Source organism: Chitinivibrionales bacterium, from assembly GCA_014728215.1.
Taxonomy (GTDB): domain Bacteria; phylum Fibrobacterota; class Chitinivibrionia; order Chitinivibrionales; family WJKA01; genus WJKA01.
Window position 1 is genome coordinate 51,243 of sequence record WJLZ01000117.1, and the last position, 22,860, is coordinate 74,102.

Consider the following 22,860-nt stretch of genomic DNA (forward strand, 5'->3'; position numbering starts at 1 on the left):
GTTCCCATAATGGATATCGCAGCAATTCCGATTTCCATAACACCCAAAAAATTTTTTAGTTTATGCTTTCTGTTGAATTAAAAAGGCCCTTGCCTTATCCGGCGAGAGGGCCCAATCGACATTCATGTGAATACGAATTACTTTTCAAGGTATGGAATTTTGTCTCCAGCGTTTTTAGCGGTTACCGGAAAGGATGCGCACATCATGCATGACCTCCGGTTGGAGCATGACGGCCTGCGCGCGTGCCGGTTTCCAATGCCCGCCATAGCGCCAAAGCAGCTACAACGATTCCAACTACCAGAAAATTAATTGCCGTCTGCAGCGCGGGTACGAATGACGAAATGATAAGCCATACTCCCAGGGCGCCATTGACATACCCCTGCCATTTGTGCTTTGGAGTCCAGAATCCAAATACAGCAATAACAGCTCCGGTAATCAAAAAATTCGTAGTAGTAAAAAGGGGAGCCGATGTGCTTGATATAATGGCCCAGATCCCCGCGATAACATTTATCCATGCTTGCCACATATATTCCTCCTTGTTTTACATATTTATGAATACAGATAGTAAATGCAATTTAATAAATTGCAAATACTGTGCCATTAGGCAAGGGTCCGGTTTATCATTCGCCACTTTGCCGCCTGAGTTTACCACATGCCACCGGCAAAGTCACATGTGCCGGGACATTGGGAAGCGACTGGACTGATCCGGGAAGTTGCATGTCGGGTGCTACTCCGTGGATGTAGACGATTCGGTGGTCAAGGAGCAGCGAATCGATGCCGTACTTCTGCTTCATGGCATCCTGCAGTGTGCCGATCATTACCGTATCCCTGTAACTGATCGTTCCCTGGCTGTCGGCTACGGGATACGTTTGAGTGGTGATCTCCAATGCAGCGGGGTCGGCATTGAAAGGGACAAGGGTAATACCGGAAACCGCCTGTGTTTCGACCAGGTCGATGATGCTGTCGTTATTGGTATCCTGGGCCATTTCCGCACAGTCGGCATCTTTTCCATCTTCAAAGCCGTGATAATGTTGAAGGTGCATAATACCGGGTACGAGACCGGTCGCTTCAACCGAGATAAAAAGTGAATCACCTTTCCGGGTTAATGTGGCGGTTCCGGATGCTTCTCGACCGGTTACCGAGCTATTGAGAGACTTCAAATCCGCTTTATACACTACATTTTCCGCCTCTTTTTCCTCGCCGGTTTCCGGGGCGCAGCGGAAATGGGAAAGACTTAAACTTAAAAGCAAGCCTGTTACAAGAATATGAGGGGTGATGTGCATCGCTTATCTCCTTTCGGAATAATGTGACCTGCATAATTGTGGGAATATCGGGCAATCAATATGCCGAATGCCGATTATTGTGAGCAGAGCATTTTTTGCGGCGGAATTATTTCCCTCCTGCTTTTTTACCGCCGATACGCTCGATAACCCCGATAACACTGTCGGGATTGAGCGAGATCGTATCGATTTTATTATCCACAAGAAATTGCGCAAAATCGGGGTAATTACTTGGCGCTTCACCGCAGATCCCCACTTTACGTTTTGCCTTGTGCGCTTTCTTTATTACCATGGCGATCATCTCTCTGACTGCGTCGTTACGTTCATCGAAAAGCGCTTTCAGGATATCGGAATCCCGGTCGATTCCCAGAGTAAGCTGGGTGAGATCGTTCGAACCGATAGAAAAACCATCAAAGCGTTCGGCAAATTTATCGGCAAGAATCACGTTTGACGGGATTTCACACATGACATAGACTTCCAGACCCCCCTCTCCCCGTTTCAGCCCCTCGCTTTCCATGACCTCGAGCACCTTATCGGCTTCCTCGAGGGTGCGGCAGAAGGGAATCATAACCTTGACATTTTCTAGTCCGATTGTATGTCTGACTTTACTGATTGCCCGGCATTCCAGAGCGAAGCCCTCACGATAGCGATCATTGTAATACCGTGAAGCGCCTCTAAAACCGAGCATGGGATTTGCTTCGCCGGGCTCAAACGATTTCCCGCCGATCAGATTGGCATATTCATTGGTTTTGAAATCGCTCATTCGTACGATCACCTGATTCGGCCACTGCGATGCGGCGATACGGGCGATACCCCGCGCAAGATTATCGACAAAGTACTGCGTTTTATCCTCGTACCGTTGTGTCAAATCTTCGATCTGCCTGCGGTCGTCTTTGTCCTCCACCGCATCAAAATGGGTCAGCGCCATGGGGTGGATTTTTATTGCGTTATTGATAATGAATTCCATACGAGCCAGGCCGATCCCTTTGACGGGCAGGCGCCACCATCGGAATGCCGCATCGGGACTGGCGATATTTATCAATATATCAATCGGTGGTTTAGGCAATTTTTCGGTATCGATATCCCGCGCTTCAAAATCAAGCTTGCCTTCGTACACATTCCCCTGATGTCCTTCAGCGCAGGAGATCGTTACCTCGGAAGAGTCTTTGATTTGTTCGGTAGCATTCCCGGTCCCCACCACGGCGGGCATGCCGAGTTCGCGACTGACAATTGCCGCATGCGAGGTCCGGCCGCCGTGATCGGTGATGATTCCTGCGGCCTTTTTCATGATCGGCACCCAGTCGGGATCGGTCATGCCGGTAACCAGTATTGCTCCGTCTTCGAACTGGTCCTGCTGTTCCGGTGATGATATTATCTGGGCTTTGCCGGCGGCAATGCTTTCGCCCACAGCAATGCCTTCGGCGAGTTTATTCCCCTTTTCCTTGAGACTGTACGTTTTAAAGGACGTTGCCTGTTTCTGGGACTGGACAGTTTCGGGCCGGGCCTGAACAATGAACAGGTCGCCGCTGTCGCCGTCTTTTGCCCATTCCATGTCCATGGGCTTGCCATAATGTTTCTCGATAGCCGCGGCCCATTTCGCAAGCTGTACGATTTCATCTTCATTGAGCACAAAGGCCTGTCGTTCCTGTTCCGAGGTTTCGACATTTTTTGTGGCCTTGGATCCTCCTTTACTGTAAATCATCTTTTTGGCCTTGTTACCCAGCGACATGCTGACAATCGGTTTGAAGTCATTGTTATCGAGCAATGGTTTGAATACAACGTATTCGTCGGGATTGATAGTACCCTGGACGATATTTTCTCCAAGGCCTAAACCGCCATTGATCACCACTGCATTGGGGAAACCGGTGTCGGTATCAAGCGAAAACATGACTCCCGAACCGGCATGGTCGGAGCGGACCATTTTCTGAATGCCCACCGACAGGTAGACTTTCATGTGATCGAAGCCTTTTTCGGTACGATAGCTTATGGCCCGATCGGTAAAAAGAGAGGCAAAGCATTTTTTGCATGCATCCAATACATCATCCTCTCCTGATATATTCAGAAAAGTCTCCTGTTGTCCTGCAAAGCTTGCCGAAGGAAGGTCTTCTGCGGTAGCGCTGCTCCGGACAGCAACATCCGTCTCTTTCTTTTTATAACGTTTTGATAATTCATTATATGAATCGCGAATTTCCTGCGATATATCATCGGGAAAGTGCGATTTGAGAAAGAGCTGACGGATCGATTTGCCGACTTTTTCGAGCGATTTATCGCCCTTTTTCAGATCGTTGATCAGCGAGCGTATTTTCTGGTCGATCTCGTTTTCCTGCACAAATTTCTTATAGGCTCCAGCGGTCGAGGCAAATCCGTCGGGAATACGGATCCCTTCAGCCTTGAGCGACCTGATCATTTCGCCCAGTGAAGCATTTTTGCCTCCCACCGTTGCGGTATCATCTGAACTGATTTCTTCAAACCATCGTATAAACGTTGAATTCTTCGCCATAATTCCACCTTATCGGTCAAAAAGTTTCTGGATTACAAAAGAGATTGGACGGCAAAAGGAATGTCGCCCCTGTATGTCAACTGAGAAATTTTGCCACCTTGTTCGATTCACGCACCATCTGTGCAGCATAGCCCCATTCATTATCGTACCAGCTCATGATTTTCACCAGATCGCCGTCGATTACCTTCGTCATGGTAAGATCGACAATCGATCCCCGGGGATCCTGAACGATATCCGAAGAAACGATGTTCTCATCTGAAACACCGAGAATGTCTTTATACCGTTCTGTTTCACTTTCTTCTCTGAAAGCATTGTTTATTTCATCGATACTTGTTGATTTTACGGTAATACAGACAATGTCGGAGATCGATCCGACAGGTATGGGGACACGGACGGCAACACCGTCGAACAATCCTTCGAGATCGGTTATGACTTTGGTGGTCGCCTTGGCCGCGCCTGTTGATGTGGGTACTAGATTGGTCGCAGCAGCTCTTCCCCGTCGGACCTTTTTGGAGGGGCCGTCAACAATCTGCTGCGTCGAGGTATAGGCATGAATGGTCGACATGATCGCTTTTTTCACTCCAAAACGCCGTTTCATGATTTCGATTACCGGGGTGATGCAGTTGGTCGTGCAACTGGCGGTCGAGAACATGGTATCCGATTTTTCAGCATGATTAACACCGGGAACAACGAATTTCATGCCGTCACCTTTGGAGGGTGCCGAAAGGATGGCGTATTTGGCGCCGGCCTTAAGATGTTTTTCGAGGCCTTCCTTGTTGGTAAAGTGTCCGGTGCACTCGAGTGCGACATCGATTTTCATGTCTTCCCACGGGAGCTCTGAAGGTTCTTTGCTGTTCAGCATCCTGATATTGGTATCGCCGACCTTCAGATGTTCGCCTTCGGCTTTTACCGGTTTATGGAACCGGCCGTATACGGAGTCGAATTTGAGAAGGTAGGCCAGATTTTCGGCGGGAAGGAGATCGTTGACAGCAACCACTTCCATATCGGGCATATCTGAAGCAATTTTCAGAACCGCACGGCCGATTCTTCCTAATCCGTTAATTGCGAGACGTGCCATGGTATTTCCTTTCTCAGGAGGTGAGATGAGTATTCATCATTAAAATTGTAGTAAAGGATCTGCAATTCTGATGCCAACCTCGAGTTTTGTGCGGCAAAATCATTTGCAAACCGCCGGAAGGAGAAGTACCATGATCTGGCTATGGTTTTGTGACGATTCTCATAATCGACAAATGCATTCGCAAAAATAAGAGTCGGGGACGGACGCTTCTCAAAATGGTTCCAGACGCACCCAGGGAGCTGGAGCAGGGGCTTGGCCTTCTTTTCGGTGCGTTGGGAATATTTTTAGCATCACCGCTTACCGTATCGGTAATGGTTTTCATTCAACTGCTCTACGTACAGGATATTCTGGGTGATTCTATGCGAGCCTTTGGAGAGACGTGGCCTTTCTGGTCACCGGCGATGGTGATCGATTCTTTGGGCCATATTCGTCAGTGTGAAATCCATGCAAAGTCGGCTTTCTGTTTCGGTCCCACAACAAAGATTTTGGTCTGCAGTTTGCATGAATATATATCAAAAGAGATTGATGGTACGATATGAAAGCACAAATATCTACTCTGTGGTACTGGCTGCAGAACAGTTTCTGGTTTGTTCCCGCGTGTATGATCCTGGCGGCAATAGTTACGGCAATAGGAAGTTTGTATTTCGATGCTGTTGCGGGGGATTATATACAAGAATGTTTGCCCTGGATTTATACCGGCAGTCAGGAGGGAGCGCGGCAGGTTATGGCAACGATTGCCGGATCGATTATCACCGTGGCAGGGGTGGTTTTTTCGATTACCATAGTCGCCCTTGCGCAGGCATCATCGCAATTCGGCCCCCGCGTTCTTCGTAATTTCATGCACGACAAGGGGAATCAGCTTTCACTGGGTATATTTGTTGCCACCTTCAGTTTCTGCATAATCGTGCTTCGAAGCATTTTCGGGAATTTCGATCCGGCCGTGGTTCCGCAGATCTCGGTACTAATCGGCGTGGTACTGGGATTTGTCAGCATAGGGTTTTTTGTTTTTTTCGTTCACCATGTAGCGGAACAGCTTCAGGTCGACAACCTTATTGCAAATCTCGCATCCGAAATGAAACATGCGATTGCTTTTGAATACCCCGGCGACAAGAGGGTGAAAGATGATACCCAATCGGACTCCGGTACCGACAAATATACAGAGGGGACCGAAATACCATCGCTTCGCTCGGGATATATACAGGAGGTTGATATCGGCAAGCTGATCAGCTATGCCTCGAAGCTTGATTGCTGCTTTTATGCCAGGCTCCGCCCGGGCGACTTTTCTTCACCGGGAAAATCCCTTGGCACTCTTTTACCCAAAAAGAAGGTAAACGATCGTGATATCCATATAATTAACAGCCTGTATGTTCGGGGGTCTCATCGAATACCCCGTATGGATCCAGCCTATAACATAAATCTTATTGTCGAAATTGCGGTCCGGGCACTCTCTCCCGCAGTAAATTCACCCTCTACGGCCATGATATGTATCGACTGGCTCGGGGTTCTCCTTGGCATAATAGCACGACGTACTCCCAGGCAGACAGGGTTCGCCGATGACCGGGACGAGCAAAGGCTGGTCCTTCCCGTTATACCATTTGAATCCTTTTTCAATAGTGCATTCGGTGAAATCGTCCACTTTGCAGCTTCACAACCACGGGTTATAATCCATCTGATCGATACCTTTCTCTATGTGGCCTCGCAAGTAAGACAGCGCGAAAAGTATGATATTATTCAGGCCTATGCCGACAGGATCCAACGGGCAACGAAAAAACTGAGCGAACCGCAGTCGGTAGATTTGATCATGGAAGCCCATGGCCGATTGATGCATGCAGTTGGAATGCATTAATCCGGTAATGGGTTCTAACGCGTACCCAAATGGCATCAAAGAGGGAAAAATCTTTGCTTAAAAATAACTCAAGCCCCCTCAATCTCTGGCACATAGTTTGCACATTTAACATTCACCTTTACCCACCCAAAATAAGGAGAATGCACAATGACATGCCGTTGGTTGATGTATAAAGAGCAAATAAAAAAGAATTCTTATTACCTTGTGATTTACTGCCTGGCTGTCGCATTAGCCGGTTGCGCTCCAGGCCCGGACGTGAGTACACAGATGTATTCTCAGGCGATCGATTACCCGGCAACGGATCCTGAAACTGTCGAGGTTTTTAGGAAAGAACCAAAGAGCCGGGAGTTTGTCGAAATTGCGGAGATCGTTGTTGATGGAGTCCGGGAATGGGAACAGGCAGAAAAGATTTTGCGGATCAAGGGGGCCGAATTCGGCGCCGATGCTGTTTACGTCTACGAAACAATGGTACACGAACAGGAGACATATCCTTCACGATGCTATTCCCGATACTACTATGGATTCGGCCCCCCGCACTTTGGCGGTTTTCCCGGCGATCCCTATTTCCGGTACCGCAGTTACCCTCATCATTACTATTACTGCTACGGCGATCCGGCATTCAGAACCATAACCTATACAACAGTCGTAGGGATTGCGATAAAGTATAAGGAAACTCAAAACAACAATGATGAATGAATCTTCTGCAGGCACGCGCCGTGAGCGTTCGGCCGAATGGTCCATTGTACAGCTCGTTTTAATAATTCATTCAGCCGGCCATGATTTCATTAACCGGGAAAGCTATATCCTTTCAACACAAATTCAGATGTCATTTTAAGATAACCCTGAAGGATGGCTGTTATGATAACCCAAATCTTTATGCGGGCAACAGCATACAGCGTTCCAGTTGTGTGCATCCTGTGCGTTTCATGTGATGAGTATCCTCCTCGCCCCGACAGAAACGGCTCACTGACGGTTGTTGAGCTTTTCATTGATGAATTCCGGTGGAGCGCTCTTTTGAAATCGAGCCATCTTGATGAATGGGAGGCGGTTTCGGTTGAAACCGACAGCGGTTTTTTTTATGGAAAAGTCCGTATGCATGGTGGGGTGTCCCGTCAGTATCCGAAAAAATCATTCAAGCTGGTCTGTTTCGACAGCGTTTACCGTGAGTGGGGAGATAAGGCAATGGTAATTTCCTCCCAGTTTTCCGATCGAAGTTTCTGTAAATATCGCCTTGCAAGTTATTTCTTTCGCAAAACATCACTCCATGTACCCGATGACCGGCCTATGGAACTGTATGTCAATGGGCGCTATGTGGGGCTGTTTCTGGAACGTGAGCCGATCGATGAATATTTTTTGCATAAACGCGGATTATCCATAGCAAGTTTATACAAAACAAATTACGGCGCCCGATTTACATTCCGTCATGACATGCTTGCACAAAACGGCTGGCAAAAGAATGTTCCCGATGACGATATGACGTATATCGATCTGGAACGGCTTATTCTGACTTTAGATAAAGGGATTACCGAAGACCGGCTTGAAGAAATCGGCAGGATTCTGGATATTCGCAATGTTCTCGAATACTATGCGGTAAGTCTTGTTATTGGTAACTGGGACGGCATAACAAAGAACTTCTATTTGTATTATAACCCGCTTGTCGGCCAATTCCAGTTTATCCCCTGGGATCTTGATCTGACTTTCCCCGGGAGGCCCGGGGAACTGCCGGAATATGAAAACGATCTATTCGAATATCTTGCCGAACTGCCGTCATGCAAGCCGATTCTCCATGATATTATGGCAGATATATTTGACCTCGATGAAGCCCTGAGAACGCTTCGTCGTTATGAGGAAGAGGTGAAGGATGCCTATTTCCGCGACCCGTATCTCGGTTCTTCTCCCGAAAAACAGTCCAGAAAGATCGAAGAAATCGAAGAATATCTTCGGGCCATGAATGCGGTGCTTGTGGAAATGGGTATTGAATGATTATTGCCTACATAACCGCCTGCCGGAGAACCGAAACCCCCAATGCCCCAGCTTAGCTGTAAAGAAAATATTTATGCGCCGCAGCATCCGTGAGCAATGGCGTTCTGAATCGAAATGATTCACTATGTATTTTATAGAGAGTATGGTTTATTAATTCTCATAGGCACAAAAAAGGGCACCCTTTGATCACACACGTTCATATAAAAAATTCGGTTGGCCGTGCTCCTGCTGCGAAAAAAGTGATTGCCGGAATTCTTGCAGAGGAGCGTAAAAAGCTCGACCGGCCGTTTCTTGTAGCAGTTGGAGGTCCCGGGGGAACGGGCAAAACAACCTTTTGCAAAGAGTTGGCACAGGTTCTTGATAACAGGATGGTTTTAACGCTGGATGATTACAAATTTTCCCGTTCTGAGCGACAGGGAAAAAATCTGTTCGGCGCACATCCCGACGCCAACAGAATCGCTTTGATCAAAGAACATCTGGGATTGTTGCGAAAAGGGGAAAGCATTCAGAAGCCGGTTTACGATGCGGTTTCGGGCAACTGCGATGCCTCAGAGCCGTTTATGCCCGGCGACATAATTATTATCGATGGAGAAATATCCACCTACGAGATTTTCAAGGACCATATCGACCTGTCCATATTTATCGATTCCGACTGGAAGACACAACTGAATACCCGGGTAACGAGGGATATCGAAGAACGGGGCTATACAAAGGAAAAGGCGATTGCGACCTTTTTGCAGTCGAATCTGCGCGAGTTCGAAGAACATGGTGCACACAGCAAGGCCTGGGCAGATATTCATCTCTATTGCCGCGAAGACTACCGCCTGCTGCTGGAATCAATCAGTAACCGTCTGTATGATTCCTATAAAGCGCTGTTCACTGCAGAGTACGATACAGTCGATTTTGCCGGCCTTATTGTTGCCGTCCCGACTCCCTTTAAACAATCAACAGGAGAACTGGATGTTCGATCCCTTATTCTTCTCTGTGAATATCTGGCTGAAAAGGGAATGACCCGAATTCTGGTCAACGGGACAACCGGTGAGTTTTTCTCACTAACTCCTGATGAACGGCGGATTGTTCTGGAAACGACCCGCATGTATTTCCCGGGCCTGGTGCTGTATCATACCGGCGTTACCGGAGTGCAGAATAACAGGGATGGAGTCTCTATGGCCGAAGATATGGGTGCTGATGCCTGTGTTGTGCTGAGTCCCTGGTATCCTGCGAGGCTGAGTGAGCAAGGGCTTGTCGATTATTTTTGCGCCATAGAAGAACAAAGCTCTCTACCCTTCTACATTTATAATTTTCCAAAAAACACATCAAATCCGATAACGCCGGAAATTGTAAAAAACATCCCGCACCATGGATTGAAGGACTCGGGATGCGATTTCTCGTTGATAGCGCATACGCCGCGGTATTTTATCGGCGGTGATCGAAAAGCATCGGAGGCCCGTTCTCTGGGGGCCTGTGGTTTTGTTTCAGGAAGCGCACCGGTTGCGCCTGCGGTGTATACCCGTTTTGAAGAAGCGTTGTTAAAAAAAGATAAGGATGCATTACCTGAGCTTCAGGAAAAAGTAACGCAGGTCTCAGGCTTTGTGAGCCGATCGAATTCTATTGCCACGATAAAGAGATGCCTGGCATGCATTATTTCGGGCTTTCCTTCAGCAGTCCGTCCTCCGCTCGAGAATTCAACAATGAACGATGAGGAAATACAAAAGCTGTCGATATTATTTTAAACCCCGTTCAATGTGGAATAATGAAGTCGAAAGAAAAAATAGTAACCCTGTATCTTCTTGTTTCCGGTGGCGTGGGGCTGATATATATGGGGCTTTTGTATATTCTGGATTCGGTGGCTGGATATTCGCCTGCGGTTTCGGTAACCGGCGCCTATGTGACCGCCATGTCTTTCTATTTTATAATCAACAAACTTGTCATATTCGGGCGCTTTAAAAGCGGTAGATCCGGTCGCGAATTCCTTCAATTCGCCCTTGTTGTAACGGTCAATTATTTCGTAACCCGGTTTATCGTACAGGGCATTCATGCCCTGACGGGAGAAGTCTACTCCGGCTCTGTTCTGGCCGGGGTTATAACTATATCGCTTACCTACCTTGTATTTGACCGAATTGTGTTTAAAACGCGGGATTAATCGTTGGTTTTTTTTCCTGTTCATCAACAATTCCCGCATACTTTTCGTGAATCATTTTGCGGTCGAATTCCCGGAATCGGAAAAGCATGTCCTGCTCTTCCTTGTCTGAAAGATAGGTCCGTGCTGCCGGAAAGAATATTTTGTCTTCTTTCTCAATGTGTTGAGGATAGAAATCGATGAGTATCTGAATTTTTTCCGCCATAACCGGAAGAGCTGTTGTATCACCAGTGCGATAACGATTGTTTGCGTCGACCAGGGCTCCGGTTGTCTGGCGGGCAAATACATGCTCCCGGATCAACTCATTCATCATAACATTGTCCTTTTCGGTAAGGGAGCGAGAACCCAGATCCTTAAACAGAATATCTTCTTCTTTACCATGATGTGTTCTGTCGGCGTAGGTGCGCAGAAAATCAACGATCGTGTCGATAAAAAGGGGATCGGCCTGTTCGATTGAACGTATCCTGGCAAGTTCATTACGAGCTACAGAAATCATCCGCTCGATCAACCGGTGTTCTTTCATAAGCGGGCCACGTATCTGCATGAGTTGACTCCCTATTTCGAAATCGGAATGGTACTATTCTCCAGCATGCTTCATAGGATGCCTTGCGCTTTCACATCCTGCCTCCAAGGCACTGTCGACAATTTCCTGAGGAGTACATTTCATGCCCTGTTTAAACGTGCCTCCTGAACCGTGGATCTGGGAAATCTGCCAGTTCTGACAGAAATCGCAACGGAAATTGCACCCTATGGTCGCCACCGAATATGATGTGCTACCCGGAAGGACCTGATAAAACGGCTTCTTTTCTATCGGATCGACATGCTGAGCAATCAGACGGCCGAAAGTGTGAGTATAGAGAACTCCATCAATATTTTCGCGTATACAGCAAAAACCTAGTTTGCCCGGTTTAATCCTGCATCGATGAGAACACAGATAGCAATCGACAGCGTTGTCATCCCGTTTTTTGTAAAGCATCGCTTCCTTAGTTGACATAAAAGCACCTATCGGTAATTTAGAAAATCGAAATTCGAAATGATATGGAAACAAATTTTGATGTTTGAAATTCGAAATTGATTACAATTACTGTTCCTTGACTATAACTTCACCGACCATTCCTGCTTTCTCATGGGGAATGCAGAAATAGCGGTAGAGTCCGGCAGTGGTAAATGTATGCCTATATTCTTCACCCGGTTGCATAGTGCCCGAATCGAAGGGCTTGGCTCCTTTTGGGAGTGCAACATTTTTCGGATCATTGGCTTTTTCCAGATAGGACCAGAGCGAATCCGCGGTTGTGTCCGGCATGACTTCGTTCATACCCTGGGGGCTTTCTTTCTTACCTTCACACCCGCCCAGACCGAAAATTACAATGGCTGACAAAAATAATGATGAACATGCACATGGTCTGTACATACACCCTCCTTCGTGTTTGGTAATGGCCACTATTCTTTTTAGTAATGTATCGATTTCCCGTAAAAAATTCATTTGATTGTCTCCTTATGATTACCGGTTTATGTATGGGCTCACACTGTCGCCCGCATTTCTTTCCACGATTCGACCATGACTCCTCTTGCATTGGGATCTCCTTTAACCATGGCTGACATCTATCCTTTTGCCTGCTCGAATGTAACATGAGGAGGCCAGATAGGAACCTCAGGATCACAGTGAGCATCGATAACAAAGGGACGGTCGGCTCCGAATGCCTTGTCCACGGCAGGAGCGATAAATTCCGGCTTGTCTACTTCGATACCATAAAATCCCAGGCTTTCCGCATAGCCGGCATAGGAGAATTCGGGGATATCCTGCGATGCACTGAATTTGGGATTTCCTTCCATAACCCTTTGTTCCCAGGTAACCTGGTTCAAATCTTTATTATTCAGCACGAGGATTATAAGCCGGGGATCGTCCCACCGTTTCCAGTACTTTTTGATTGTAATAAGACTTCCATTATCGAGCATCTGCATGGCCCCGTCACCAACCATGGCAATTGCAGGGCGATCCGGGTGAGCGAATTTGGCAGCAATCGCATAGGGGACAGCAGGACACATCGTTGCGAGTCCTCCGGAAAGTGAACCCTTCATCCCGCGGCGTATTTTCAAATCCCGGGCATACCAGTTGGCTGCGGAACCCGAATCACAGGTGAGAATGGAATTGTCGGGAAGCCTGCGTGAGAGTTCCCGGAAAAGCCGTTGGGGATTGATCGGATTGGCTGAATGCATGGCCCTGGCTTCAAGAACTTCCCACCACTCCCTGATATCATTTTCTATTTTTTCCTGCCATGCTCTTTCGGTGTTAAATTCGAGCAGGGGCAGGAGGGCTTGAAGGGTAAGCGCACTGTCGCCGATAAGGTTGAGTTCCATAGGATAGCGAAGACTAAGCGCGCGGGGTCGAATATCGATTTGTATGCCCCGTGCCTGCCCTTGTTTGGGGAAAAATTCCGCATAGGGAAAGGTGCTGCCGATCATCAGAAGGGTATCGCAGTTCATCATCATGTCCCAGCTCGGTTTGGAGCCTAAAAGCCCGATCGGACCGGTTACATAGGGGAGATCATCGGGGATTGCAGCTTTACCAAGAAGTGCTTTGGCAACCCCGGCACCGAGCTTTTCGGCCACATTCATGATCTCATCGGTCGCATTCAACGCACCTGCGCCCACAAGCATGGCGACTTTTTTACCTTTATTGAGGATGTCCGCTGCCTTTACAAGGTCATCCTGCTGCGGCACAATACGGGGAACGGTTGCACCCACACCGGTAAAGGTCGTTCCATGTTTACGTTCGGGCGATTCAACAGCTTTCATCTCCTGAACATCATTGGGAATAATCAGACAAGTAACCGTCTTTTCGCCCACAGCGATTCGTATGGCCCGGTCGATAAGCTGTCGTATCTGTGATGGTTGGCTTGCCATATGCACAAATGTATTGGCGACATCTTTGAACAGTGAAACCAGATCGACTTCCTGCTGATAGTCGGAGCCTAACGCAGATCGGGCCTGTTGTCCTACAATTGCTACTACCGGCTGATGGTCGAGTTTTGCATCGTAAAGTCCGTTGAGCAAATGGATTGCGCCAGGTCCTGAAGTGGCCATACACACACCAACCCGGCCGGAAAATTTGGCATGGGCACAGGCCATGAAAGCCGCTTCTTCCTCATGACGGGCCTGGATAAAGTCGAGTGTGTCTTGATGACGATTCAGGGCTCCCATAATGCGTTAATGCCGTCACCCGGAAAGCCAAATACGCGATCGATATCCCATTGATGGATCCTTTCAACCAGGAAGTCACTTGCTGTTTTCGTCATTACAATTCTCCGTCTCTTGATATGGTAATGTTCACAGCCAAAACTGCTTTGATAGGAACTACTTACTAATTTTGCAGAAAAGTGTGCAAATTCCATGCCATGAGAGCCAAATAAAAGTTGGTATAGATATTGCGGGAGAGTAGCAATTGGATATTACTATTTTAAAAAAAATCTTCTCAATTTCAGAATTTCAGCAATGATTGCAAGGAGCGAGATGTGCCGTGGAGAGTTAAAAAGTCAAAGGTTATGCTGATTATCAATCCACACTCGGGCCAGGAATCGCCGATGCCGCCGATGTTGAAAAGGATCACCGGTATGAAATCGGCCCAGATACCTCAGCGAAATCACCGTACCGATATTACCGAATATATTGTCGACGCGCTCAAAAAGGCAGGCATTAATCCTAATGTCGTGAAGACAAAAGGTCCATCCGATACCACTCAGAAAGCCAGGCAGTGTGCAGAGCAAGGGTATGAAACGGTGATTGCAGCAGGCGGTGATGGTACAGTCAATGCGGTAATTAACGGTCTGGCAAATACGAAAACCGCTATCGGTGTGATCCCCCTGGGTACCGCAAATGTCTTTGCAATACAAATGGGTATCCCGGTGGATGTGCATGAGGCATGCAGAAACATCGCTTCGGGCAAAAAAAACCGGATCGATCTGGGGCTGATTAACGATCGGTATTTCGGGTGTACGGCCGGGGTAGGATTCGATGCCTTTGTAATCCGGCAAACCCGATCACGGCTGAAACGGAGTATCGGAACACTCGCCTATGTTTCGGTCGGTTTAAGTAACCTTTTGAAATATCCTTTTCAGCGAATCAAATTTACGGTGGATGACAACTCCGAATCGCGATACGCTTACATTATTATCATAGGCAACGGAAAGTATTATGGAGGAGAACTGATTGTGGCTCCCGAAGCCGATGTGCAGGACGGGAAACTCGATGTCTGCATTTTCCGTCACCGGGGGATCATGCATCTTCTCTCATATCTCTGGGGTTTGTGGCGGGGTACCTTATGGAGCTATACCGATGTCGATTGTATTAAGTGTAAAAGCCTTTCGGTATTTAAAAGGGGGCACCACCCGGTCCATGTGGATGGTGAGTATTACCGCAGAACACCGGTGCGCATTACCGCTCAACCCGGAGCATTGTATGTTATCGGATCAAAGATAAATCAATAAATGAGGTGGAATATATGGTTGAACTGAAAAAAGCTGCAATTTTTGATCTTGATGGTACATTGATACGAAATGCAAGTGCAGAGGTGATCTTTTTTCGCCATTTGCTCTTTCACGGTGGTCTTTCACCCTTCAATCTTATCCAGATGCTGGCCGCTTTGTGGACTGCCCGTGGCAATTTTCATGCAATGACCAGAGAGAACAAGCGGTATCTGCGAAATAAAAATACCGACAAGCTTGAGACGGTGGCTCGTGAGTATTTCGAACCCCGTACCGACAACCTGGTATTCCCAGTGATGCATCGGGTGATTGAAGAGCATCGGGAAAAGGGCGACGTACTCCTTTTATTGAGTGGCACCCTTGATCTGATAGCCGCCTGTTTTCAACGGCATCTCAAGTTTGACGGGGCCAGGGCGGCAAAACTCGAACATAGAGATGGAAAATATACCGGTCGGCTCGAAGGTATTATTCCCTATGGATTCGGCAAGCTTGAAGCACTTCGTGAACTCATGCGCCATCACAATGTCGATGCAAATAAGACAACACTCTATGCAAATATTTTTTCCGACCGCTATGTCATGAACGCAGTTGAACGTGCTGTTGCCGTCAATCCCGACCGCCGGCTTCGGGCCTATGCCGCGCGCCGGGGATGGCAGGTTATTGATCCGGTTAAGAGGTGAGAGCCGAAGGTGGAACGTTAAGAGAAGAGGATAATGGATGAGGATAATGGTATCCAGCATCCGGCAACCAGTATCGAATACGTTTGATCTTCTGTGATTTTTTTAATTTTGCGAAAGTTTTTCGCAAAAATGAAATAAGAACCTACTTGCCTTCGACCGCAACATCGAGTTTCGGGAAATTAACAATTTCGATGGTTGATGAAGCAATGGTGTTCCCTGCCTTGTCGAATCCCTCGATTACCTCTCTGCTAATGGCATCCTTAATGTCCCTGATATTGTATTCCCGGGTAATAAATCGGGTTGCAAGTTCGAGCCAATTGTCGGTTAACCGGAGATACACTCTGGGTGTGAGTTCAAAAAAAGAGCGGTTGTTGTTATGTTTATTCCCTGATTCGACCGGAACAGTGCCGCAGCATCTTTCCTTCCACGAACAAAAAGGCGGGCAAATCGTTTGCTCCCCTTGGCCGCAAGCCACAGGACGACAAGCACTCCAAGAGTCAAAAGCAATTTCCGTCCGTTTGCATCTGTAAAGCCAACCAGCTTGACGCCAAAAATGCTGAGTGCACGGTTCGGGCCGATGATATCGAAGATTTGTGACATAACAGTACCCACATGATTTACGCCATGTTAAGCAAACGGTGTGCCATGGGAATGGGCTAAAGGTTGGTGGATGAAGATAATCCGAATCCGATATCCTGATCCCTCTGCCCTGTATCCTGCTTCACTGGGGAATAAAATTTGCTTTCTTATAACAAAATCTTATCGGGGGAAGCGTTCTATGCGACCCCTATCGGATTTGCGGGAGAGAGCGATCAGAGGACATGTCAAGGATATCGTTATCAGCGCCCTGAGACAGGAAAATTTTTATGCCCAGCCACTTATCTCGGTAACCATATACGAATAACATTTCGCGAAAAAATTGCCATTGGTGCGAACATCTTTCGCAAATTTGTAACTCAGCCTCCTGCGGATGCTTCCTTCTGCAGGTATGAAAAATTTCGGCACCAAGGGACTCTCCTGTTGATTAGAAAGATTCCGGTATAATCAAGCGAATGGCATAGGAATTGCTTCACCCATAGACTTGTACAAGAATTCATACTGGTGACTGGGCAAATTTGCTTCAAAGTGGTGAGGCGCATATGAAAAGTAATGTTCTTATTGCCGGTGGGGCCGGTTTTATCGGTTCCCATTTATGCGATTATCTTCTTGAACGCGGCTATCGAGTACGAGTGCTTGACAATCTTGAGCCGCAGGTGCACGGCGGTTCCCAAAAGCCGCCTTCCTATTTGAATCCGGAAGTCGAATTTATTCTTGGTGATATCCGGGACTCCAGAAAGGTAGAAACTGCCTTGCGAGGTGTTGATATGGTAGTCCATCTTGCCGCCGCAGTCGGCGTGGGGCAGAGTATGTATGAGATCCATAAATATATGGATACAAACACCCGGGGAACATCGGTACTGCTGGAGGCTCTGATGAAGCATCCGGTCCGGAAACTGGTGGTTGCATCGAGTATGAGCATTTATGGAGAAGGACTGTATAAATCTCACACGGGCCATTTCGTCCAGGGGCTTGAGCGGACAAAAGAGCAACTTCAACGGGCAGACTGGAATGTCTATGATGAAAGCGGAGACGTTCTTTATCCTGTTGCTACGTCTGAAAAGAAGCTGCCAACGCTCTCTTCTATCTATGCCCTGTCAAAATACGATCAGGAACGGATGTGTCTACTTTTCGGCAATGCCTATTCTGTCCCTGTTGTGGCGATGCGCTTTTTTAATGTATACGGACCCCGTCAAGCATTGTCGAATCCTTATACAGGTGTACTGGCAATTTTTGCTTCACGACTGCTTAATGGAAAACCGCCACTCATATTCGAGGACGGGAATCAGATGCGTGATTTTGTAAATGTCCGGGATATCGCTTCTGCATGCACACTGGCGCTCGAAAATGATTCAATTCAAAATGAGGTTTTCAATATAGGGAGCGGACGGGCCTGTTCGGTACAGGGGATCGCCGAAAGCCTGGCTGCCGTACTCGATAAAGAATATATCGAGCCGGTTATCACAGGAAAATACCGGGTTGGAGACATTCGACATTGTTATGCCGATATCGAAAAAGCACAGCAGAAACTCGGGTATGCTCCTGCGGTAACACTTGATAAGGGAATGGTTGAACTTTCAGGATGGCTTCAAACACAAATTGCCGAAGATAATGCGGAAATGGCTGCAGAACAACTTGCACAAAGGGGGCTGACTGTATGACCGAAAATGCCACCGGTACAAAAGCTTTGCAATTAATAGATGGAGATGCTGCATCCAGTCGGACCAGTGTCGGTTTTCCCCACATTCGCAATTTCGGAGACCGTGAGCATGCCGTCCTTATAACCGGAGGCGCGGGCTTTATCGGAACTAATCTGGCTCATTCTCTTCTTACGAGGGGAAAGGATGTTGTCATTTATGATAATTTCTCCCGGAAGGGGGTGAAAAGGAATTTTGAATGGTTGAGAGAGCGACATGGTAAAAAAGTCTCATTATGTTTTGATGATATCCGGGATAGTGAAGCGATAAAGGTTGCGATGGAACGGGTGTCACAGGTTTATCATTTTGCCGCACAGGTGGCGGTTACGTCAAGTCTTACCGATCCTCTTACCGATTTCGAGATCAATCTCAGGGGCACGCTCAATGTTCTTGAAGCCGTGCGATCACAAGAAAATCCGCCTTCAATCGTTTTTACCTCGACAAATAAGGTGTATGGAGATCTTGCTTCTCTCACAATAACCCAAAATGACAGCCGCTATGAGCCTGTTGACGAACAGATGAAATGCACAGGAATCGGTTCGAATCAGGGATTGTCGTTTCATAGCCCCTACGGATGTTCCAAAGGCGGCGCAGACCAGTATGTTTTAGACTACGCGAAAAGCTACGGTATTTCAAGTGTGGTATTCCGAATGAGTTGTATCTACGGACCTCATCAGATGGGTACTGAAGACCAGGGGTGGGTGGCACATTTTATTCTTAGCGTACTTCTGGGAAAACCCATAACCCTGTATGGCGATGGCATGCAGGTTCGTGATATTCTTTATATTAACGATCTTGTTGAAGCATTAACGATAGCACAGGACAATGCTGCATCCCTTGCCGGGCAGGCATTTACAATAGGTGGTGGGCAGGAGAATGCAATTACTCTTCGTACTTTGCTCGATATCATTTCTTCTTTGAACGGAAATATGCCGCCGATAGAGTATTCCGAATGGCGGCGAGGCGATCAACGATATTTCGTTGCCGACACATCGGCATTCAGAGAAATCACCGGCTGGAATCCCCGGACCGGGTTTAACAAAGGGATAGAGCTGCTGTATCGGTGGCTGGTCGAAAATAACATCAATGCACAAAACGCTTACAGTCAATTGTCGGCACAGGAAGGAGTCGTAGCATGAAACAAGGCGTAGCTTCAAAGAAGAATAATGTCAAGGTTGAGCCCGCTGCATTCGGGATAATCGGGGGACGGAAAACAATGGCTGCCGCTATTTTTGAAGCACCACAGCGTGTAAAAGTGAAAGCGGTACCGGTTCCTGAAGTGAAAGAGGACCAAGTTCGAATAAAAATAGAGGGCTGTGGTTTATGCGGATCAAACCTTCCGGTCTGGCAAGGCCTTCCCTGGCTCAACTACCCCTTTGCTCCCGGAGCACCGGGCCATGAAGCTTGGGGATATATCGATTAAGCCGGAGAAAATGTCGCTCATGAGAGGGAAGGAAAACCGGTTACCTTCCTTGCCGGCAATTCTTTTGCCGAGTACGATGTCGTTGATGCATCGATGGTCATACAGTTGCCCGAATGGCTGAAAGGAAAGCCTTTCCCCGGTGAACCGCTTGGATGCGCAATGAATGTTTTTGACAGAAGTGATATTCATTCAGGACAGACAGTAGCAATTATCGGGATGGATGTTTCGGTGGGTTGTTCCTGGAATCTGTCTGCAGGGCGGGATGCCGTTATCGAACTGCTGTTATACGGTACACAGGGAGGGCTGTCTATCCGGAATGTAAATGGTTCGTTCTATGATTTTATTGCCGAGCGATTCTCGGGAACTTCCTGTGAAAAGCTGCATGGACCGCCGGATGACTGGGGTGGCCGCGCAGCAGTCGGCTGGGCCAGAAATCTCGGCCATTCGCCCGGGTACGATGCCGCCATTGAACAGGCGGTGACGGTGGCAACGATTATCGATCGTATTTACGAAAGTTAAAAAGGTGTTGTTTTCGAAAGGAGGAACGGTATGTCGGTAGAATCAAAGGCAACAGTAAATCACGATGAAATAAAAAGATGGGCTGAGGAACGCAATGGCGTACCGGCCACAGTAAAGGGAACCGAACATGGTGGAGAAGAGGCCGGGTTACTGCGGATCAAACTTCCCCAGGGTGAGGATGAAGCCCTTGAAGAAATCGGCTGGGAAGACTTCTTTAAAAAATTTGAAGAGAAAAATCTGGCATTTCTTTATCAGGAGACAACAACGGAGGGTGAACGGAGTTACTTTTCAAAATTTGTAGACCGAAGTTCGGTAGAGGCATATGCTTAAAGAAAAATTTAATGAAGGATCATTCAACCCCTGGGTAAAGAAAGTACTCATGAGTGCCGATGCTATGGGCGGCGTGTGGACCTATGTACTCGAGCTTAGCCGGGGTCTCCGGGATTATGGTGTTGAGGTTATTGTAGCGACGATGGGGAGAAGACTGAGTCCTCAGCAACGGGCAGTTGCCCGGAAAGTGACTAATTTACATGTGGAGGAGAAAAGTTTCAAACTGGAATGGATGCAGGAGCCGTGGGAGGATGTCCGGCGCGCCGGCATGTGGCTTCTGGAGCTTGAGTCGATGCATTCTCCCGATATTGTACACCTTAACGGGTATGCTCACGGCTTTTTGCCTTTCAGCGCACCGGTGATTGTTGTTGCGCACAGCTGTGTTTATTCCTGGTTTTCTGCGGTGAAGGGGGATAGGCCTCCAAAGATATGGCGGCGATATTATCGCAATGTAAAACGGGGGCTGAATGCAGCCGGTTACCTTGTTGCACCAAGCCGGGCCATGCTCCAAGAAGTGCAAAGATATTATGGCCCCCTTTCCCATAACCGCTATTCGGTTTTGTATAACGGCTATTCGCTTCCCGGGAAAATCGAGTCGACACAGAAAGAAGAAATATTTGTTTCGGCCGGAAGGGTCTGGGATGAAGCCAAAAATATGGCATTTCTGGATTGCATATCTTCAAAACTGAAATGGCCACTTTATATCGCCGGCGATTCAATCGCTCCAAACGGTGTAAGTGTGACACTGGGAAAATCGATGTATATGGGAGGGATATCTCACGGAAGTGTTCTTGATCTTCTGAACCGGGCATCGGTATATGTATCGGCAGCATTCTACGAACCCTTCGGGTTAAGCGCGCTGGAGGCTGCAACGTGTGGGTGCGCTCTGGTACTGCCCGATATTCCAAGCAGCAGGGAAATATGGAACAATAATGCGCTCTATGCATCACCGAACGACCCGGAAAAATATTGTGAGATATTGAATATGGTAGCGGAGAAGCCCGGGCTTCGAAAAGAAATGGCGAGAAGAGCGCAGGTGCATGCGGCAGGATTTTCTTCATCAAAGATGGCGTCCGATTACATGCAGCTCTACTCCACTATGATAGCAAACAGCGATAAGTTCGAAACTTTCAGAGATTACGGGCGCGGCAGTGAAATAAAAATGGGGAGATTGATAGCGTGAAAATAGTATTGTTTTGTCATTCTTTACAATCCGACTGGAACAATGGAAATGCCCATTTCCAGCGGGGAATTGTTTCGGAACTGGCACGTCGTGGGCACCGGGTTGAAGTTTATGAACCCGAAAACGGATGGAGTTTTGAGAATCTGGTCCGGTTCTACGGCCGCCGGCCTTTGCGGGAATACCATCGGATCTATCCATCGGTTAAAAGTACTCCCTATCAACTGGAAAACCTCAACCTCGATGAAGTTCTCGATCATACAGATCTGGTTATAGTTCATGAATGGAATGATCCGGAGCTTGTCCGGCGTATCGGCCTGTATCGGCGAATTCATAACGATATCAGAGTGCTGTTTCACGATACGCACCATCGTTCGTTCAGCAGTCCTGAAATGATCGACGCCTATGCGATTTCAGAATTTGATGGAGTGCTTGCCTTTGGGGAAAGCATCAAGCATCAGTACGAAAGAAATGATTGGAGCCGGCGGTGCTGGGTCTGGCATGAAGCTGCCGATATTAATGTCTTTTTTCCCCGCCCTTATGCGGGTAAAAAGAAAGATCTGGTGTGGATCGGCAATTGGGGGGATGATGAACGGACTGAGGAATTGAAAGAGTTTCTGCTTGAGCCTTCGCGGATACTTGGTCTTTCAGCACATGTTTACGGAGTACGTTATCCGCCGGAAGCTTTGTCGCTTTTGGCATCGTGCGACCTGCTCTATAATGGATGGCTTTCCAATTTCAGAGTTCCCGAGGTTTTCAGTGAATTTTCCATGACGGTTCATATTCCACGCCGGTATTATTCACGATATCTGCATGGCATTCCGACAATCAGGCCTTTTGAAGCGCTTGCGTGTGGTATACCGTTGATCTGCGCGCTCTGGCACGACAGTGAAAATCTTTTTACTGCCGGTGATGATTATCTGCCGGTACGCAACGGCAGAGAAATGCAACAGGCGATCAGAGCGGTACTCAATGACAAAGATCTGGCGCAACATTTATCACAACACGGCCGACAAACAATTATTGAACGGCATACCTGTTCAATTCGAGTCGATCAGCTACTGGAAATTGCAGAAGAAATAGGAATTCAACCTGCTGTAAAAGCCCATGTGGATGCGGATTAGCG

Annotated in this window: 24 protein-coding genes and 1 pseudogene; 15 read left to right on the forward strand and 10 right to left on the reverse strand. The window is 47.6% G+C overall.

The features are described from left to right. Nucleotides 1-202: 202 nt before the first annotated feature. The 4 genes from GF401_08865 to gap all read right to left on the reverse strand — a co-directional run bounded on the left by GF401_08865 (nt 203) and on the right by gap (nt 4,858). Nucleotides 203-526, reverse strand: coding sequence for a hypothetical protein (locus GF401_08865; protein MBD3345157.1), 324 nt, complete (start codon nt 524-526; stop codon nt 203-205). 94 nt (nt 527-620) lie between these two features. After that, nucleotides 621-1,283 carry a hypothetical protein gene (locus GF401_08870; protein MBD3345158.1) on the reverse strand — a complete coding sequence of 221 codons (663 nt, stop codon included), beginning with the start codon at nt 1,281-1,283 and terminating at the stop codon, nt 621-623. Nucleotides 1,284-1,389: 106 nt separating this feature from the next. Beyond that, nucleotides 1,390-3,780: a phosphoenolpyruvate synthase gene (gene ppsA, locus GF401_08875; protein MBD3345159.1), complete on the reverse strand. Its 2,391-nt coding sequence runs from the start codon at nt 3,778-3,780 to the stop codon at nt 1,390-1,392. A 76-nt stretch (nt 3,781-3,856) separates the two neighbouring features. After that, nucleotides 3,857-4,858, reverse strand: coding sequence for a type I glyceraldehyde-3-phosphate dehydrogenase (gene gap, locus GF401_08880; GenBank protein ID MBD3345160.1), 1,002 nt, complete (start codon nt 4,856-4,858; stop codon nt 3,857-3,859). Nucleotides 4,859-5,073: 215 nt separating this feature from the next. On the opposite strand from gap, the gene GF401_08885 reads away from it, so the two are divergent. The 6 genes from GF401_08885 to GF401_08910 all read left to right on the forward strand — a co-directional run bounded on the left by GF401_08885 (nt 5,074) and on the right by GF401_08910 (nt 10,830). Further along, nucleotides 5,074-5,397, forward strand: coding sequence for a hypothetical protein (locus GF401_08885; protein MBD3345161.1), 324 nt, complete (start codon nt 5,074-5,076; stop codon nt 5,395-5,397). Continuing rightward, the gene (locus tag GF401_08890) at nt 5,394-6,704 is read left to right on the forward strand and encodes a DUF2254 domain-containing protein (GenBank protein ID MBD3345162.1); all 1,311 of its coding nucleotides are present in this window, start codon (nt 5,394-5,396) and stop codon (nt 6,702-6,704) included. Before GF401_08885 ends, GF401_08890 begins: the two co-directional genes overlap by 4 nt. A 147-nt stretch (nt 6,705-6,851) precedes the next feature. Further along, nucleotides 6,852-7,400 (forward strand): hypothetical protein, encoded by a 549-nt coding sequence (locus GF401_08895; protein ID MBD3345163.1) that lies wholly within the window; start codon nt 6,852-6,854, stop codon nt 7,398-7,400. A gap of 153 nt (nt 7,401-7,553) precedes the next feature. Further along, nucleotides 7,554-8,687: a hypothetical protein gene (locus GF401_08900; GenBank protein MBD3345164.1), complete on the forward strand. Its 1,134-nt coding sequence runs from the start codon at nt 7,554-7,556 to the stop codon at nt 8,685-8,687. A gap of 182 nt (nt 8,688-8,869) precedes the next feature. Then, on the forward strand, nt 8,870-10,420 hold the full coding sequence (locus tag GF401_08905) for a hypothetical protein (protein MBD3345165.1): 1,551 nt from the start codon (nt 8,870-8,872) through the stop codon (nt 10,418-10,420). A gap of 20 nt (nt 10,421-10,440) precedes the next feature. Then, entirely contained in the window at nt 10,441-10,830 is a 390-nt protein-coding gene (locus GF401_08910; GenBank protein MBD3345166.1) for a hypothetical protein, read from the forward strand. Here the strand turns inward: GF401_08910 and GF401_08915 are convergent. The 4 genes and pseudogenes from GF401_08915 to GF401_08930 all read right to left on the reverse strand — a co-directional run bounded on the left by GF401_08915 (nt 10,814) and on the right by GF401_08930 (nt 14,123). Continuing rightward, nucleotides 10,814-11,371 (reverse strand): cation-binding protein, encoded by a 558-nt coding sequence (locus GF401_08915; protein MBD3345167.1) that lies wholly within the window; start codon nt 11,369-11,371, stop codon nt 10,814-10,816. The genes GF401_08910 and GF401_08915 overlap by 17 nt on opposite strands. A 33-nt stretch (nt 11,372-11,404) precedes the next feature. Further along, the gene (locus GF401_08920; GenBank protein MBD3345168.1) at nt 11,405-11,821 is read right to left on the reverse strand and encodes a hypothetical protein; all 417 of its coding nucleotides are present in this window, start codon (nt 11,819-11,821) and stop codon (nt 11,405-11,407) included. A gap of 87 nt (nt 11,822-11,908) precedes the next feature. Continuing rightward, the gene (locus tag GF401_08925; protein ID MBD3345169.1) at nt 11,909-12,310 is read right to left on the reverse strand and encodes a hypothetical protein; all 402 of its coding nucleotides are present in this window, start codon (nt 12,308-12,310) and stop codon (nt 11,909-11,911) included. A 119-nt stretch (nt 12,311-12,429) separates the two neighbouring features. Next, a pseudogene (locus GF401_08930) lies at nt 12,430-14,123 on the reverse strand (thiamine pyrophosphate-requiring protein). 216 nt (nt 14,124-14,339) lie between these two features. Here GF401_08930 and GF401_08935 point away from each other — a divergent pair. Then, nucleotides 14,340-15,311 (forward strand): YegS/Rv2252/BmrU family lipid kinase, encoded by a 972-nt coding sequence (locus GF401_08935; GenBank protein MBD3345170.1) that lies wholly within the window; start codon nt 14,340-14,342, stop codon nt 15,309-15,311. A gap of 14 nt (nt 15,312-15,325) precedes the next feature. Beyond that, nucleotides 15,326-15,988 (forward strand): HAD-IB family hydrolase, encoded by a 663-nt coding sequence (locus GF401_08940; protein ID MBD3345171.1) that lies wholly within the window; start codon nt 15,326-15,328, stop codon nt 15,986-15,988. Between the two features lie 142 nt (nt 15,989-16,130). Here GF401_08940 and GF401_08945 read toward each other — a convergent pair whose 3' ends face one another. Further along, on the reverse strand, nt 16,131-16,328 hold the full coding sequence (locus GF401_08945; GenBank protein MBD3345172.1) for a hypothetical protein: 198 nt from the start codon (nt 16,326-16,328) through the stop codon (nt 16,131-16,133). Further along, nucleotides 16,313-16,588 carry a hypothetical protein gene (locus GF401_08950; protein MBD3345173.1) on the reverse strand — a complete coding sequence of 92 codons (276 nt, stop codon included), beginning with the start codon at nt 16,586-16,588 and terminating at the stop codon, nt 16,313-16,315. Before GF401_08950 ends, GF401_08945 begins: the two co-directional genes overlap by 16 nt. Before the next feature lie 539 nt (nt 16,589-17,127). Here GF401_08950 and GF401_08955 point away from each other — a divergent pair. From GF401_08955 to GF401_08985, 7 genes are all read left to right on the forward strand, one after another. Beyond that, complete coding sequence (locus GF401_08955) at nt 17,128-18,246, forward strand: SDR family NAD(P)-dependent oxidoreductase (GenBank protein ID MBD3345174.1); 1,119 nt, start codon at nt 17,128-17,130, stop codon at nt 18,244-18,246. Next, nucleotides 18,243-19,421 carry an SDR family NAD(P)-dependent oxidoreductase gene (locus GF401_08960; protein ID MBD3345175.1) on the forward strand — a complete coding sequence of 393 codons (1,179 nt, stop codon included), beginning with the start codon at nt 18,243-18,245 and terminating at the stop codon, nt 19,419-19,421. Before GF401_08955 ends, GF401_08960 begins: the two co-directional genes overlap by 4 nt. Further along, nucleotides 19,418-19,705, forward strand: coding sequence for an alcohol dehydrogenase catalytic domain-containing protein (locus tag GF401_08965; GenBank protein MBD3345176.1), 288 nt, complete (start codon nt 19,418-19,420; stop codon nt 19,703-19,705). Before GF401_08960 ends, GF401_08965 begins: the two co-directional genes overlap by 4 nt. Before the next feature lie 93 nt (nt 19,706-19,798). Next, nucleotides 19,799-20,224, forward strand: a complete 426-nt coding sequence (locus tag GF401_08970; protein MBD3345177.1) for a hypothetical protein — start codon at nt 19,799-19,801, stop codon at nt 20,222-20,224. Nucleotides 20,225-20,254: 30 nt separating this feature from the next. Continuing rightward, entirely contained in the window at nt 20,255-20,554 is a 300-nt protein-coding gene (locus GF401_08975) for a hypothetical protein (GenBank protein MBD3345178.1), read from the forward strand. Beyond that, a complete protein-coding gene (locus GF401_08980; protein MBD3345179.1) occupies nt 20,547-21,737 on the forward strand; it encodes a glycosyltransferase in 1,191 nt (396 codons plus the stop codon). The genes GF401_08975 and GF401_08980 overlap by 8 nt, the downstream gene beginning before the upstream one ends. Further along, nucleotides 21,734-22,858 (forward strand): glycosyltransferase, encoded by a 1,125-nt coding sequence (locus GF401_08985; GenBank protein MBD3345180.1) that lies wholly within the window; start codon nt 21,734-21,736, stop codon nt 22,856-22,858. The genes GF401_08980 and GF401_08985 overlap by 4 nt, the downstream gene beginning before the upstream one ends. Nucleotides 22,859-22,860 lie beyond the last annotated feature (2 nt).

What these genes read in the sequence shown, in the direction of transcription:
- GF401_08950 (MBD3345173.1), bottom strand. Translation starts at nt 16,588, where the DNA reads ATGTCACAAATCTTCGATATCATCGGCCCGAACCGTGCACTCAGCATT.
- GF401_08980 (MBD3345179.1), top strand. Translation starts at nt 20,547, where the DNA reads ATGCTTAAAGAAAAATTTAATGAAGGATCATTCAACCCCTGGGTAAAG.
- ppsA (MBD3345159.1), bottom strand. Translation starts at nt 3,780, where the DNA reads ATGGCGAAGAATTCAACGTTTATACGATGGTTTGAAGAAATCAGTTCA.
- GF401_08925 (MBD3345169.1), bottom strand. Translation starts at nt 12,310, where the DNA reads ATGAATTTTTTACGGGAAATCGATACATTACTAAAAAGAATAGTGGCC.
- GF401_08870 (MBD3345158.1), bottom strand. Translation starts at nt 1,283, where the DNA reads ATGCACATCACCCCTCATATTCTTGTAACAGGCTTGCTTTTAAGTTTA.
- GF401_08975 (MBD3345178.1), top strand. Translation starts at nt 20,255, where the DNA reads ATGTCGGTAGAATCAAAGGCAACAGTAAATCACGATGAAATAAAAAGA.
- GF401_08915 (MBD3345167.1), bottom strand. Translation starts at nt 11,371, where the DNA reads ATGCAGATACGTGGCCCGCTTATGAAAGAACACCGGTTGATCGAGCGG.
- GF401_08885 (MBD3345161.1), top strand. Translation starts at nt 5,074, where the DNA reads ATGGTTCCAGACGCACCCAGGGAGCTGGAGCAGGGGCTTGGCCTTCTT.
- gap (MBD3345160.1), bottom strand. Translation starts at nt 4,858, where the DNA reads ATGGCACGTCTCGCAATTAACGGATTAGGAAGAATCGGCCGTGCGGTT.
- GF401_08865 (MBD3345157.1), bottom strand. Translation starts at nt 526, where the DNA reads ATGTGGCAAGCATGGATAAATGTTATCGCGGGGATCTGGGCCATTATA.
- GF401_08900 (MBD3345164.1), top strand. Translation starts at nt 7,554, where the DNA reads ATGGCTGTTATGATAACCCAAATCTTTATGCGGGCAACAGCATACAGC.
- GF401_08910 (MBD3345166.1), top strand. Translation starts at nt 10,441, where the DNA reads ATGAAGTCGAAAGAAAAAATAGTAACCCTGTATCTTCTTGTTTCCGGT.
- GF401_08970 (MBD3345177.1), top strand. Translation starts at nt 19,799, where the DNA reads ATGGTCATACAGTTGCCCGAATGGCTGAAAGGAAAGCCTTTCCCCGGT.
- GF401_08890 (MBD3345162.1), top strand. Translation starts at nt 5,394, where the DNA reads ATGAAAGCACAAATATCTACTCTGTGGTACTGGCTGCAGAACAGTTTC.
- GF401_08960 (MBD3345175.1), top strand. Translation starts at nt 18,243, where the DNA reads ATGACCGAAAATGCCACCGGTACAAAAGCTTTGCAATTAATAGATGGA.
- GF401_08895 (MBD3345163.1), top strand. Translation starts at nt 6,852, where the DNA reads ATGACATGCCGTTGGTTGATGTATAAAGAGCAAATAAAAAAGAATTCT.
- GF401_08955 (MBD3345174.1), top strand. Translation starts at nt 17,128, where the DNA reads ATGAAAAGTAATGTTCTTATTGCCGGTGGGGCCGGTTTTATCGGTTCC.
- GF401_08940 (MBD3345171.1), top strand. Translation starts at nt 15,326, where the DNA reads ATGGTTGAACTGAAAAAAGCTGCAATTTTTGATCTTGATGGTACATTG.
- GF401_08920 (MBD3345168.1), bottom strand. Translation starts at nt 11,821, where the DNA reads ATGTCAACTAAGGAAGCGATGCTTTACAAAAAACGGGATGACAACGCT.
- GF401_08965 (MBD3345176.1), top strand. Translation starts at nt 19,418, where the DNA reads ATGAAACAAGGCGTAGCTTCAAAGAAGAATAATGTCAAGGTTGAGCCC.